Annotated in this window: 16 protein-coding genes and 1 pseudogene; 16 read left to right on the forward strand and 1 reads right to left on the reverse strand. The window is 60.2% G+C overall.

Features of this window, described 5'->3' with window-relative positions; all coding sequences use genetic code 11:
- Positions 1 to 6: 6 nt before the first annotated feature.
- The 15 genes from LRS40_RS16675 (at position 7) to LRS40_RS16745 (ending at position 11,660) form a co-directional block, all read left to right on the forward strand.
- Positions 7 to 558: a nuclear transport factor 2 family protein gene (locus LRS40_RS16675; RefSeq protein ID WP_156264012.1), complete on the forward strand. Its 552-nt coding sequence runs from the start codon at positions 7 to 9 to the stop codon at positions 556 to 558.
- Complete coding sequence (locus LRS40_RS16680) at positions 548 to 1,861, forward strand: Rieske 2Fe-2S domain-containing protein (RefSeq protein ID WP_231312120.1); 1,314 nt, start codon at positions 548 to 550, stop codon at positions 1,859 to 1,861. The genes LRS40_RS16675 and LRS40_RS16680 overlap by 11 nt, the downstream gene beginning before the upstream one ends.
- On the forward strand, positions 1,861 to 2,340 hold the full coding sequence (locus tag LRS40_RS16685; protein WP_370649965.1) for an aromatic-ring-hydroxylating dioxygenase subunit beta: 480 nt from the start codon (positions 1,861 to 1,863) through the stop codon (positions 2,338 to 2,340). Before LRS40_RS16680 ends, LRS40_RS16685 begins: the two co-directional genes overlap by 1 nt.
- Positions 2,341 to 2,350: 10 nt before the next feature.
- On the forward strand, positions 2,351 to 3,091 hold the full coding sequence (locus LRS40_RS16690) for an SDR family NAD(P)-dependent oxidoreductase (protein ID WP_231312122.1): 741 nt from the start codon (positions 2,351 to 2,353) through the stop codon (positions 3,089 to 3,091).
- A gap of 9 nt (positions 3,092 to 3,100) precedes the next feature.
- Positions 3,101 to 4,033: a PDR/VanB family oxidoreductase gene (locus LRS40_RS16695; protein ID WP_231312123.1), complete on the forward strand. Its 933-nt coding sequence runs from the start codon at positions 3,101 to 3,103 to the stop codon at positions 4,031 to 4,033.
- A 10-nt stretch (positions 4,034 to 4,043) separates the two neighbouring features.
- On the forward strand, positions 4,044 to 4,538 hold the full coding sequence (locus tag LRS40_RS16700; RefSeq protein WP_142489892.1) for a flavin reductase: 495 nt from the start codon (positions 4,044 to 4,046) through the stop codon (positions 4,536 to 4,538).
- Between the two features lie 24 nt (positions 4,539 to 4,562).
- Positions 4,563 to 5,888, forward strand: coding sequence for an MFS transporter (locus LRS40_RS16705; RefSeq protein ID WP_231312124.1), 1,326 nt, complete (start codon positions 4,563 to 4,565; stop codon positions 5,886 to 5,888).
- The gene (locus LRS40_RS16710; protein WP_231312125.1) at positions 5,885 to 6,571 is read left to right on the forward strand and encodes a 3-oxoacid CoA-transferase subunit A; all 687 of its coding nucleotides are present in this window, start codon (positions 5,885 to 5,887) and stop codon (positions 6,569 to 6,571) included. The genes LRS40_RS16705 and LRS40_RS16710 overlap by 4 nt, the downstream gene beginning before the upstream one ends.
- A gap of 9 nt (positions 6,572 to 6,580) precedes the next feature.
- Complete coding sequence (locus LRS40_RS16715) at positions 6,581 to 7,243, forward strand: 3-oxoacid CoA-transferase subunit B (RefSeq protein ID WP_231312126.1); 663 nt, start codon at positions 6,581 to 6,583, stop codon at positions 7,241 to 7,243.
- Positions 7,244 to 8,023, forward strand: coding sequence for a 3-oxoadipate enol-lactonase (pcaD, locus tag LRS40_RS16720; RefSeq protein ID WP_231312127.1), 780 nt, complete (start codon positions 7,244 to 7,246; stop codon positions 8,021 to 8,023).
- Positions 8,007 to 9,122 (forward strand): muconate/chloromuconate family cycloisomerase, encoded by a 1,116-nt coding sequence (locus tag LRS40_RS16725; protein WP_231312128.1) that lies wholly within the window; start codon positions 8,007 to 8,009, stop codon positions 9,120 to 9,122. The genes pcaD and LRS40_RS16725 overlap by 17 nt, the downstream gene beginning before the upstream one ends.
- Positions 9,123 to 9,133: 11 nt before the next feature.
- Positions 9,134 to 9,421 (forward strand): muconolactone Delta-isomerase, encoded by a 288-nt coding sequence (gene catC, locus LRS40_RS16730; RefSeq protein WP_231312129.1) that lies wholly within the window; start codon positions 9,134 to 9,136, stop codon positions 9,419 to 9,421.
- A 45-nt stretch (positions 9,422 to 9,466) separates the two neighbouring features.
- Positions 9,467 to 10,393, forward strand: a complete 927-nt coding sequence (catA, locus tag LRS40_RS16735) for a catechol 1,2-dioxygenase (RefSeq protein ID WP_231312130.1) — start codon at positions 9,467 to 9,469, stop codon at positions 10,391 to 10,393.
- Between the two features lie 251 nt (positions 10,394 to 10,644).
- Complete coding sequence (locus tag LRS40_RS16740) at positions 10,645 to 11,205, forward strand: hypothetical protein (RefSeq protein ID WP_231312131.1); 561 nt, start codon at positions 10,645 to 10,647, stop codon at positions 11,203 to 11,205.
- A 98-nt stretch (positions 11,206 to 11,303) separates the two neighbouring features.
- On the forward strand, positions 11,304 to 11,660 hold the full coding sequence (locus LRS40_RS16745) for a DUF4440 domain-containing protein (protein WP_156264000.1): 357 nt from the start codon (positions 11,304 to 11,306) through the stop codon (positions 11,658 to 11,660).
- 165 nt (positions 11,661 to 11,825) lie between these two features.
- On the opposite strand, the pseudogene LRS40_RS16750 reads toward LRS40_RS16745, so the two are convergent.
- A pseudogene (locus LRS40_RS16750) lies at positions 11,826 to 12,167 on the reverse strand (hypothetical protein); the annotation flags it as partial.
- Between the two features lie 338 nt (positions 12,168 to 12,505).
- Here LRS40_RS16750 and LRS40_RS16755 point away from each other — a divergent pair.
- Entirely contained in the window at positions 12,506 to 13,573 is a 1,068-nt protein-coding gene (locus LRS40_RS16755; RefSeq protein ID WP_231312132.1) for an FUSC family protein, read from the forward strand.
- Positions 13,574 to 13,586 lie beyond the last annotated feature (13 nt).

Below are 13,586 nucleotides of genomic sequence, written 5' to 3' on the forward strand. Positions count from 1 at the left end.
CCCATCATGAGCCCACAGGATGCGCTGCGTTTACAGCAGCTTGAGGATCAGCAGGCAGCCCGGGTCTGTATCAGCAACTACATGCGGCTGTGCGATCGGCTGGACAGCATGGAGACGGTACAGGCCATCGGGGCGCTGTTCAGCGCAGACGCCTGCTGGGAAGGGGTGGGGGAGCCCTACGCCACCCGGCTGGGCAGGCATCAGGGGCGTGCGGCGATTGAGGCGATGATGGCGAGCTACGTCCGCCACCCGGCGCACTTCGCCCTCAATGCCCACTTTCTCTGTTCCGAAGCCCTTTATCAGGATGCCGACGGCGAGCTGCACGGCCGTTGGCTGATGCTGCAAACCTCCGCCTTTACCGCCGGAGGGGCGCACCTGAACGCGGCCGAGTTGCAGATTATTTTCCGTCGCGAGGCGGGGGAGATGACCATCCACCATTTCACCACCCGCAACCTGTTCAGCAGGCCGGTAAGCCACTGGCAGGCGGCGGATGCGCTCCCGGTACCAGACAACAATCAGACCCCCGACGACGAGCAGGAGACAGATTATGCAGTGTGACCACATCATCAATGTCAAAAATATCGATACCACGGCGCAGCCCCTCCCGACCAGAGAAGAGATTGCGGCCCTGGTGAAGGCGGACCGCGTCCACACCTCGCTCTATACCTCAGACGAGCTCTTCCAGCTGGAGCTGGACCGTATTTTCACGAAAACCTGGGTCTGGGTGGCGCACGTCAGCGAGATCCCGGAGACCGGCAGCTTTAAAACCACCGAGATCGGCACCCAGCCGGTGATTGTGGTGCGCGACCGCAAAGGCACCGTCCACACCCTGCTGAACCGCTGCCGACACCGCGCGGCCACCGTCTGCGAACACCGCACCGGCAAAACCAACAGCTTCGTCTGCCCGTACCACGGCTGGGGCTACGCCCTCGACGGCAGCCTGCGCGGCGTGCCGCACCCGGAAAGCTACGCCGACAGGCTTGAGAAGAACGAACTGGGGCTGGTGTCGCTGCGTACCGAGCAGTACGCGGGCATGGTGTTCGCCACCTTTAACGAGCAGATCGAACCTCTGGAGGATTTCCTCGGCGCGGCGAAGAAGTGGATGGATCTGTTTATGAAGCAGGGGGCGGGCTACCCGGTCAAGACCGGGCCTGCGCACCGCTTCCGCTTCCCGGGCAACTGGAAGATCCAGCTGGAGAACACCACCGACGGCTACCACTTCCCGGTGGTGCACCGCTCCTTCCTCAGTTCGGTCGATAAGCAGACCGAAGAGATGCTCAATTTTGTGGACGGCAGCGGCTATGTCGAAGATCTGGGTAACGGCCACAGCGTGATGGTGATGATCCCCGAGCTGGTGGATCTGGAAGCCAACCTCGATGCGCCGATCCCGGAACGCTTTATCGGGCTGGCAGACGAACTGCGCAAAGAGCACGACGAAGAGCAGGTCCGCCGCATCGTGCGGGCGGTGGGCGGCTCTGGCTTCAACCTCAACCTGTTCCCGAACATCGCCTGCTCGATGGCCTTCTTCCGCGTTCTGCAGCCGATCTCGGTGATGGAAACCGAAATTCACCACGCGGTGATCACCATGGACGGCGGGCCGGAGATTGCCAACCAGGCACGTCTGCGTCTGCACGAACACTTCCAGGGCCCGATGGGCTTTGGCACCCCGGATGACTCCGAGGCCTGGGAACGCGTCCAGCGCGGGGCCACCGCGGGGGACGACCTGTGGATCATGCTTAACCGCGGCCTGGCCGGGGAGTACCGCACTGACGACGGCCTGCGCAGCGACGTCAGCGCCGAAACCGGGATGCGTGCGGCCTACCAGCAGTGGAAAAAGTTAATGACGGAGAGCGAAAAATGATGACGCCAGATTCTGTGCTGTTTGCGGCGATGTCCGTAATTAACCTCGAAGGCGATCTGCTGGACCAGGGCGAGTTCAACGCCTGGCTGGATCTGTGGCAGCACGACGGCCTGTACGTGGTGCCGATCGACCCGAATGAGAACGATTTCAAAAACACCCTTAACTACGCCTGCGACGATCATCACATGCGCGAGCGCCGGGTGAAGCGCCTCTACAGCGGGGAGTCAATCTCCACTACGCCGCGGGCCAGAACGCTGCGCACCCTGTCGCGCTTCCGCCTGCTGGAGTCCAGCGAGGATCTGATCGTGGTGCGCGGGGCGCAATCCCTGTGGGAGCACCGCAAAGGCCACAGCCGCCACTACGCGGCGGACATCACCTGGCACCTCAAGCCGCAGGACGGCAGGTTGCTGATTACGCAGAAGGTGATCCGCCTGGTCAACAGCGACGATGTGCTGCACAGCATCGGCTACATCCTCTGAGGAGCCGTCCATGACGCAAACCGTATTAGTGACCGGCGCCGCCGCCGGTCTGGGCAACGCCATTGCCGCTCATCTGCTGAAGCAGGGTTATCAGGTGGTGCTGACCGATGTCGATGTGGATCGCGCCCGGGAGGCCGCAGATCGGCTCGATGACGGTCAGGGCAGGGTGCTGGCGCTGGGGCTGGATATCTGCCAGCCGCAGGATTTTACGCAGGCGCTGGAGGCCAGCGTTGAACGCTTCGGCAGCCTGGAGGTGCTGGTCAACAACGCCGCCCTGACCCTCGCCACCCCGGTGATGGAGATTAACGTTGAGGAGTTCGACCGGGTGATCGCCACCAACCTGCGCGGCACCTTTGTCGGCTGTCAGACCTTTGGGCGTTACTTCGCCACCCGCGGCTACGGTCGCATCATTAACCTGGCCTCGCTGGCCGGGCAGAACGGCGGCACTGCCTCCGGGGCCCACTACGCGGCCTCGAAGGGCGGCATTCTGACCCTGACCAAAATCTTTGCCCGCGAGCTGAGCAAATCCGGCGTAACGGTCAATGCCATCGCCCCGGGCCCGCTGGATCTGCCCATGGTTCACGCCTTGGTGCCGGAAGAGAAGATGGCCGGGCTGCTGCAAACGATCCCGGTGGGCCAGCTAGGGGAAGCAGAGTTTGTCGCCCAGGCCGTGGCCTTGCTGGCATCCGAACAGGCGTCGTTTGTCACCGGGGCGACCTGGGACATCAACGGCGGTCTGTTTATGCGTTAAGGAGTCAACATGCTGACATTACAGGTTATCAGGCGGGAGTTGCAGGGCGAAGTGGTCCTGCTGACGCTGGCGCATGCTGAGGGTATCGACCTCCCGGCCTTCAGCGCGGGGGCGCATATCGATCTGCATCTGGCAGACGACCTGGTGCGACCGTACTCCCTGTGCGGCGACCCTGAAGATCGCCAGCACTACCAGCTCGGCATTCTGAAAGATACCCAATCCCAGGGGGGCTCCCTTGCCGCCCACGCCCTCAACGTGGGGGATCGGATCCCGGTCAGCGAACCGCGCAACCTGTTTGCGCTGGATGCGTCAGCCAGCCACAGCCTGCTGATTGGCGGAGGGATTGGCATCACCCCGATGCTGGCGATGGCCGCCGAGCTGCACGCCTGCGGGCGCTCCTTCAGCCTGCACTACTGCGCCCGTACCCGCGATGGGGCGGCCTTTATAACGCAGCTGGAACAGGCGGCTTGGGCCGACCGCGTTCAGCTGCACTTCAGCGACACCCGGCGGCTGAACCTGGCGGCAGTGCTGACCGACGTCCCGGCCAATACCCACGTCTACACCTGCGGCCCGACGCGGCTGATGGATGCCGTTACTGAACAGGCCGCGGCCCTGGGTTACTGCCCGGAGCAGGTGCATCTGGAGTGTTTCAGCGTCGAAGTCGAAACCGGCGGCGCGGCATTCGAAGTCTTCGCCGCAGCCAGCGGCATCACCGTGCAGGTGCTGGAGAGCCAGACCATCGTCGAGGCGCTGGCGCTTGCCGGGCTGAAGGTGTGCGTCTCCTGCAAACAGGGGATCTGCGGCAGCTGCCTGACCGACGTGCTGGAGGGCGAGCCGGACCATCGCGACAGCTACCTGACCGACGAAGAGAAAGCCGACGGCGACCAGATTTTGTTGTGTTGTTCCCGGGCGAAAAGCGCCCGTTTAGTCATCGATCTGTGAGGAAACCCTTATGACACTGCAAACCGAATTTCGTAATGCGATGGCACAGCTGGGAAGTGCGGTCTCGGTGATCACCACCGACGGCCCGGCGGGCAAGTTTGGCTTTACCGCCTCCGCCGTGTGCAGCGTTACGGACTCGCCGCCGACGCTGCTGGTCTGCATGAACCGCAACTCCTTTGCGCACGCGCCCTTCAGGCAGAACGGGGCCCTCTGCGTCAACGTGCTCTCCAGCGACCATCAGGATCTCTCCGGGGTGTTCGCCAACGCCAGCCTGCGATCCGAGCAGCGCTTTGCGTATGACTCCTGGCAGGTGCTGGCCAGCGGCGCACCGGTGCTCAGCTCATCCGTCGCCAGCTTCGACTGCCTGATCGACACCTGCCATGAAGTGGGCAGCCACTCGGTTTTCTACTGCCAGGTGCAGGCGATACGCATTAGCGAAACGCCGCGCGGCCTCGTTTACTTTAACCGTCGCTACCATGCCGTCGGGCATGACCTGGAAGCGTAACACCCACAATAAAAGGTAACGCGGATGAGCCATGTTGAAACTCAAACAACTGCTGCCCCGGCTGCGGGCGCACAGGATGCCGGACAGCTGCGCAAGCTGGTGATCGCCTCGGTGCTGGGCAATGCCCTGGAATGGTATGACTTCTTCCTCTACGGCACCGCCGCGGCGCTGGTCTTCGGGCCACTGTTCTTCCCGGTGGGCGGCGACCCGATGCAGGGCACGCTGCTGGCCTTCTCCGGCTTTGCGGTGGGTTTCCTTGCCCGTCCGCTGGGCGGGATCGTCTTCGGCCATATCGGGGATCGTTACAGCCGCAAGATGACGCTGATCATGACCCTGACCCTGATGGGAGCCACCACCTTTGTGATCGGCCTGCTGCCGGTCTATGCCCAGATTGGCATCTGGGCGCCAATCTCGCTCATCACCCTGCGCTTTTTACAGGGCGTGGCGTCCGGCGGCGAGTGGGGCGGCGGGGTGCTGATGTTGAGCGAGAACGCCCCGGCGTCGCGTCGCGGCTACTTTACCGCCTGGAGCCAGATGGGGGTGTCCGGCGGGTTTGTCCTCTCCGCCTTCGCCTTTTATCTGGTGCAGAAGCTGCCGGAAGACGACCTGATGAGCTGGGGCTGGCGCGTGCCTTTCCTGCTCAGCATCGTGATTTTCCTGGTCGGGGTCTATATCCGCAAAAACATCCGCGAGAGCAAGGCTTTCAGCCAGGCAAAACCGGAGGCGAAGCACGAGAAGATCCCGCTGATGGTGCTGATCCGCGAGCACCCGAAGGCGCTGCTCCAGGCCATCGCCCTGCGTCTGCCGGAGAACGGGGCCTCCTATATCTTCTTTACCTTCTCGGTGGTCTACGCCAAACACATTGGCATTGGCACCGGGGAGATCATCAGTGCCGTGACCCTGGCGATGCTGGTGGAGTTCTTCTCGATCCTGTTCTGGGGCGCGCTCTCGGATCGCATCGGCCTGAAGCCGGTCTACTACATCGGCGTCATCGGCCTGCTGGTGATGGCCTTCCCGTTCTTCTGGCTGCTCTCCACCGGGGACTACGGCTGGATCATGGTGGCGATGCTGCTCGGCCTGCCGTTCTGCCACGGGGCGATGATCGGCACTCAGCCCTGCATCATGAGCGACCTGTTCCCGGTGCGCGTGCGCTACTCCGGCCTGGCGCTGGGGCATGAGGTGGGCTCGATCTTCTCCGGCGGTCTGGGACCGATGCTGGCGGTGGCGCTGCTGATGCATTTTGACGCCTCCTGGCCGGTCTCCCTGCTGCTGATGGCCTATGCGCTGCTGGCGTGGATCGCCCTGCGCAGCCTGCCGTCCACGAATAAAAACAACGAGGTAAGCAAATGATTGATAAACGGATTGCCGCCGCCGATGCCGCCGTGGCCGATATTTTCGACGGCGCGGTGGTGATGGTGGGCGGCTTTGGCGCGGCCGGACAGCCCGCCGAGCTGCTGGACGTCCTGATCCGCCGCCAGCCGCGGGATCTGACCCTGATCAGCAACAACGCTGGCAACGGCGATTATGGCCTGGCGGCGCTGCTGAAGGCCGGCTGCGTGAAGAAGGTGATCTGCTCCTTCCCGCGCCAGACCGACTCCTGGGTGTTTGACGACCTCTACCGCCGAGGCGAAGTCGAGCTGGAGCTGGTGCCGCAGGGCAACCTTGCGGCACGCATTCAGGCGGGCGGCTCCGGACTGGGGGCAATTTTCACCCCCACCGGATTTGGCACCGAGCTGGCGGCGGGCAAAGAGACTCGTCACATCGACGGCAAAGATTATGTCCTCGAGTACCCGCTCAAAGCCGATTTCGCCCTGATCAAAGCCCTGAAGGCCGACCGCTGGGGCAACCTGGTGTATGACAAAACCGGGCGCAACTTCGGGCCGATCATGGCTGCGGCAGCCAGCTGCACCATTGCCCAGGTGAGCGAGATGGTCGCCCTCGGCGAACTCGACCCGGAAGCGGTGGTGACGCCGGGGATTTTTGTTCAACGCGTGGTGACGGTCGCACCCGTTCGCCTGCCGCAGACGGCATAAGGAGATCCCGTGAATAAACTGACCCATCAACAGCTGGCCGAGCGCATTGCGCGGGACATCCCGGAAGGGGCCTACGTGAACCTCGGCATCGGCCTTCCAACCCGGATCGCCAACTACCTCCCGGCGGATCGCGAGATCTTCCTGCACAGCGAAAACGGCATTCTCGGCATGGGGCCTGCGCCTGCGCCGGGAGAAGAAGATCCGGAGCTGATTAACGCCGGGAAACAGCCGGTGACCCTGCTTCAGGGCGGCTGCTATTTCCACCACGGCGACTCCTTCACCATGATGCGCGGCGGCCACCTCGATATCTGCGTGCTGGGGGCCTATCAGGTCTCCGAGCGCGGCGACCTGGCCAACTGGAGCACCGGCGAACCGTCCTCCATTCCCGCCGTCGGCGGGGCGATGGACCTGGCGATTGGCGCGAAGCGCGTCTATGTGATGACCGAACATCTGACCCGTCAGGGCGAGTGCAAGATCGTTAAAACCTGCACCTATCCGCTGACCGGCATGGCCTGCATCGACCGGATCTACACCGACATGGCGGTGATGGATATCACAGCGGACGGCATTGTGGTGCGCGAGCTGTTTGGCGACGTGACGGCGGAGTATCTCCAGTCCGTCACCCCGGTGGCGCTGACCTTTGCCCTCAACGCCGAAACCGAGGAGGCGTAAATGGATCTGGAATATCGCCTCGATGGCCCGGAAGAGGCTCCGGTGCTGGTGCTCTCCAACTCGCTGGGCACCACCTGGCAGATGTGGCAGCCGCAGATGGCTGACTTTACTCAACACTTCCGCGTGCTGCGCTACAACACCCGCGGGCACGGTCGCTCTCCGGTTCCGGCAGAGGGCATCACCCTTGATTTGCTGGGGCAGGACGCGATCGCTCTGCTGGATCATCTGGATATTGAGCGCGCCTTTTACTGCGGCATCTCTCTCGGCGGGATGACCGGGATGTGGCTCAACCGCCACGCCCCGTCGCGTTTTCCGCGCATCGTGGTCGCCAATACCGCGGCAAAAATCGGCGAGTCCAGAGGCTGGTTGCAGCGTGCGGCCACCGTGCGCCAGCAGGGGATGGCCCCGGTCGCCAGCACCGCGGCGGAGCGCTGGTTTACTCCGGCGTATCGCCAGCAGAACCCCGGGATGGTCCAGCTGCTGATCGACGATCTCGCCGATACCCCAACCGAAGGCTATGCCGCCTGCTGCGAAGCGCTGGCAACGGCGGATCTGCGCGATGAGGTCGCCGCCATGCTGCGCCCGATGCTGGTGATTACCGGTACTGAAGATCCGGTCACTACCGTGCAGGACGCCGAATGGCTTGCCGCCCAGGCGAAGCAGACTGAATGCGTCGCCTTGCCCGCCTCACACCTGTCGAACGTGGCTTGCCCATCCGGGTTCAACCACCACGTCGTGAGCTTTTTAACCGCAGGAGCTGTACATGACCATCACCATTGAATCCCTGGCCTGCTGGCTGGTGGATATCCCGACCATTCGCCCGCACAAGCTGTCGATGGCGACCATGGGCTGCCAGACGCTGACCATTGTCCGCATGGAGTGCGCGAACGGCATCACCGGCTGGGGCGAAGCCACCACCATCGGCGGCCTGAGCTACGGCGCCGAAAGCCCGGAGGCGATCAAATCCGCCATTGAAACCTATCTGGACCCACTCCTTTGCGGCCAGTCGTTCCACGGCGTGGCCGACCTGGCGGAGAAGATGAACGCCAGCGTGAAGGGCAACACCTTCGCTAAATCCGCCCTCGAAACCGCGTTTCTCGATGCCCAGGGTAAAGCGCTGGGTCTGCCAGTGAGCTCCTTGCTGGGCGGGGCATTGACTCAACGCCTGCCGGTGCTGTGGACCCTGGCGAGCGGCGACACGCAAAAAGACATTGAAGAGGGTAAACGCCTGCTGGCGGAAGGGCGGCACAACACCTTCAAGCTGAAGATCGGCGCCCGCGGGCTGGATGTGGACATTCGACACGCCCTGGCGATCAAAGCCGCGCTGGGGGATGAGGTGAGCGTGCGGGTCGACGTTAACCAGGCCTGGGATCTGACCACCGCCATCAAAGGGATGACCCGGCTGCAGGACGGCGGGATCGACCTGGTGGAACAGCCGATCCCGCTCTGGGATCGACAGGGGCTTATCACTCTCAGCCAGCGTTTTGCGGTATCGATCCTCGCCGACGAAGCGGTGGCAACCAGCCATGACGGCTACGCCCTTGCAAGCGGCGGCTTTACCGGCGCGTATGCCCTGAAGATCGCCAAAGCGGGCGGCCCGGCGCAGGCCCTGAAGCTGGCGCACGTGGCGCAGGCGGCGGGCGTGGCGCTGTACGGCGGCACCATGCTGGAAGGGACGCTCGGCACGGTGGCCTCATTGCATGCCTGGTCGACGGTAAACATGCAGTGGGGCACCGAGATGTTCGGCCCGCTGCTGCTGAAGGATGACATCGTGGTACGTCCGCTGGAATTCAGCCAGGGAGAGGTGACGTTACCGCAGGGGCCAGGACTGGGCGTCGAGATCGACGAAGACAAGCTGCGTCATTACGCACGTAACTAAAGGAAAACGCAATGCTTTTTAAAGTGGAAATGACGGTCAACATCCCGTCGTCGCTGCCTTCAGCAGAGGTTGAAGCGATCAAAGCGAAAGAGAAAGCCTACTCCCAGCGCTTACAGCGGGAGGGCAAATGGCCGCACATCTGGCGCGTGGTCGGGCAGTACGCCAACGTCAGCATTTTTGACGTGGCGGACAACCAGGAGCTACACGACATTCTGACCGCGCTACCGCTCTACCCGTGGATGGACATCAGCGTGCAGCCTCTGTGCATGCATCCGTCCTCCATTCATAACGAACAGTAGTCGTCGACATAACAACAAACTGAACCCTACAAAGAGGAAGATGCAATGTCCGTGAATCCTGCACATCAAACCGAACTGGAATCCTTACTGGCGATCAGCAGCGGCTTAAACGCCACCGGCGGTAACGATCGTCTGAAAAACATCATGCACCAGCTGCTGAGCGACCTGTGCAAAACCATCAAGCAGTTCGACGTCACCGACGAAGAGTTCTGGGTGGCGGTGAACTACCTCAACGAGCTGGGCGGTCGCCAGGAAGCGGCGCTGCTGGCGGCTGGCCTGGGCCTGGAGCACTATCTGGATATGCGTGCCGACGAGAAAGAGGCCGCATCCGGCGAGAACCAGGGAACCCCGCGCACCATCGAAGGCCCGCTGTACGTGGCGAATGCGCCGCTGAGCGATGGCTTTGCCCGCATGGACGACGGCAAGGAGCAGGCGGAAACCATGTGGCTGCAGGGCCAGGTGACCGATCTGCAGGGTAAGCCGGTGGCGGGCGCGATTGTCGATATCTGGCACGCTAACACCCTCGGCGGCTACTCGTTCTTCGACCAGTCCCAGAGCGAATATAACCTGCGCCGCCGCATCTGTACCGGTGAAGACGGCCGCTATGCGGTGCGCAGCATCGTGCCGTGCGGCTACGGCTGTCCGCCGGATGGCCCGACCCAGAAGCTGCTGACAGCCATTGGCCGCCACGGTAACCGCCCGGCGCACGTGCACTTCTTTGTGTCGGCACCGGGGTATAAGCACCTGACCACGCAGATCAACCTGAACGGGGATGAGTATCTGTGGGATGACTTTGCCTTTGCGACGAGGGCGGAGCTGATTGCGGATCCGGTAAAGATTACGGACAGTGCCGTAGCTAAACAGCGGGATCTTGATGGGGAGCATACGGAGGTGAACTTTAGTTTTGCGCTGGTGGAAACTGCTGAAAGTAATGAAGAGCAGCGAGGGAAGCGGGCGCGGGTTAAGGAATAGGTCCGAAAGGTTAGAACACCGGGGCCGGAATGTGGCCCCGGTGTTCTATTGTATGGAGATATCACGTTTATGGCTGGGTATATTGATGCCTCGCTTGAATGACTGTTAAGTGCCAAAAGCGGACGTTGCTAACACTTGAATGTACTCATCCGCGGGGCCCGGTCAGTGCAATATGGCAACCTAAGGCGCTGTCGTGACATCAGCTTGTAAAGTAGTATGTGTTCTTCTGCTGTTCACACTTTGGATACTCAATGACATTGCAAGCGACTTGGCTTGAACAGCCTAAGCCCGGTGATGAAAGGGAAGGTGTTTCGATCATCGACGTCAATCCCTTTGGCGCTAATGGAGAAAAGGATCGACGACTGTTAATCAGTAAGGGCGGTGAGCCCATTGTGATTTTACAGTTATATATACGTGCCGACGAGGATGGCTGGCTGATTTCCAGCGCCTTTTGTGATTTCCTACTGAATGAATCCCAAGTGGCAATCATTTGTGGCGACCACTTTCATGTTGTTGAGATGACCACACACTCGTTCAGAAGCCATCCACTAGGTGATTACGTTGGCCATATTTATTCGGTTCCTGACATCCATTCTGACAGGCTACATAATCGGGTTCTGGTCACCACTTACTGCCACGTTTTTCTGTTGGATATTGCTGCGGGCATTCTCTGGAAATCTAGGCAGTGCGCCATTGATGGCGTGATCATTACATCGATAGAGAATGAGACGGTGCTGGGCCTGGGAGAATGGGACCCGCCAGGAGGTTGGGAACCTTTTAAGCTCGATCTTAAAACGGGCATCCCGATTTGAAGAAGGGGGCCCCTCACAGTCTTCGGCCGGCGCGGACGTTGCATTCCAGCAATTATTGCCTTAAGAGTTAATGTTCGATTGTGATGAGGACAAACACTATGCTCCTGGAGACGCTAAAAAGACTTGAATGCTCTCTTCATAGCAGCAGGCGGAAAGATCGGGTCAGGCTTGAACAGATACTCCACGAAAGATTTAGCGAAATAACACGCTCAGGTGTAGTCGTTGATCGTACTCAGACTATTGAAGCGCTTTTAAGTGAAGATAATGTTCCGGTTATTCTTAGTCGTGATTACCGGCTTATCAGCGTTGGAAATAATTTCGCAATATTGCACTACAGAACTGTTAATCCAGATGGCAGTCGTGCAACCCTACGTTCTTCATACTGGGAATTCTCTGCGAACGGGCAATGGAAATTGGTATTCCACCAGGGAACGCCAGAGGCAGGGAGCGTATAGATGCCAGATACAATGTCCGCTCCTCGCTCTTAACAGACATCCATTTATTCTTAACTTGTAAATACGGATGTCATAGCGTTGATTGAACCTTATAACTATCAACAACCCGGTCTTTTTGACCGGGTTACTTGTTATGAGAAAGCGTTCATCAACTGTCAGCCGTACTTAATGGGTTGCGATATAAGGCTCCTTCACAAACTCCGCCAACAACCACACCATATCATGCAGCAAACCCGTCAATTCCTTCGCCACGCCCAGCGGTAGCATGCCTGCCAGCAGCGCCTGCGTTAACGCCTGCGCATAGTCCACCTGTAGCGCAGTTTCCTGCCAGCACTCCGGTACGCAGGAGGTAACTTTCTCCCCCACGATAAGCTGTGTGACCAGGTACGGCGGCAGGTCGGCATCGCAGAGTTCTCGCAGCTGGCGCAGGCCATGCAGCAGACGTTCACAGAGCGCAGTACATGTTTCGCTATCGTCAGTTTCAAGCAACATGCTCATCAGCGCAGCGAAGTAGTAGCGCTGACGGAGGTAGGAATGCCGTACACGACAAAAACGGCCAGCCTTGCGGCTGCTCCGCCAGCGCCACCGTGATTTTCACGGGATGAGCGCTGTCGCGACAAAAAATGTCGTGTCGTGAAAGTACAGGTTCCTGGGCCCGATTGCGGATGTGCCGCAACGCCGTCACTCTATGACGCCGATCCCCTGAAAAAAGAGTTCACCCCGAATTACATCAGGTTGCTTAAGGCTTTGCGAGGCGGCTTCCAGAAAGGTCATACCGGGTGATTTGCTTGCCCTGCGCGGCTAACTACACTCCCTTTTAGCCAAATAAAAAGAGGGAGAAGATCGTGAACATCAGCTTTCATTCACCGACCGCTCAACTCAAACAGTGGCTAAATCGTCTGGTCGCAGTAACGCTGAAAGAGATATTCGCGATTCAGGTTATCGCTGCCGTGCTGGTGTCGGTGCTGTTGTCCGATCTGGCGGGTTTTGATTACCCTGGCTGGGCAGCACTCAGTAGCTACGCGGTCATGAATACGTCAGTCAAGGCCTCGACGGTCCGGGCTTTCAACCGGGTGACAGGGACGGTACTTGGCGGTGTGCTGGCACTCCTGCTTACCACGTATCTTATCCAGGATGCGGCGTTTCTGGTCCTGTTCTGCGCAATTGTCGGGGGCGTGGCGGTATGGCGGGCGGACGTCTCCCGCTGGTCATACTCCTGGGTACTGGGGGCGGTCACATCCATGATGGTGATGGCGGAAGCGCAGAAGAACAGTGAATTTCGCCATCTGCTACGTTTTACGTTTAACCGCATCGAAGAGGTGGTGCTGGGTTGTGCAGTCTGTATTGCGATTACGATACTCTTTTACCCGTTGAACCGTCGCAGACAGGTTGCAACGCCGCAGCAAAATAGTCACCCTGAGCCGCCCCGCCGACCGCTGTTGCCCCTGCAGGCCGGGATCACCTTGTTACTGGTGACGCCGATACTGCTTGTTTTCCAGCTGACGGGATTCTGGCAGGCGATGGTTTCCGTGCTGGCGGTCTTTATTCTTCCGGCCTCAACTCAGCCCGTACAGCAGCAGGTCAGCCAGCGAATGCAGCAACGTTTATACGGCTGCATGGCCGCTACATTGCTGAGTTTGATCCTTTTACCCGTCACGCACCATTATCCCCCGATTTATATTGCTACGCTGGTTGCGGGGTTATGGCTGGGGTGTCACCTGCAACAGGGAAAGCCGTCCATCAGTTATTTTGGTCGGCAGTTTACCGTGGCCTGGATCATCGTTTATATCCAGGAGTCGTTGTGGCAGACCGAGCCGATTCAGGCGGTCATGCGCTCTGTCAGCATCCTGATCGCCATTATTATGATTGGCATGGTGATGGCGGTGTTTCGCGCGTTAAAACTGAGTGTCTAAAATAGTGCGCATC

This window comes from Leclercia sp. G3L (genome assembly GCF_021117075.1).
Taxonomy (GTDB): domain Bacteria; phylum Pseudomonadota; class Gammaproteobacteria; order Enterobacterales; family Enterobacteriaceae; genus Enterobacter; species Enterobacter adecarboxylatus_C.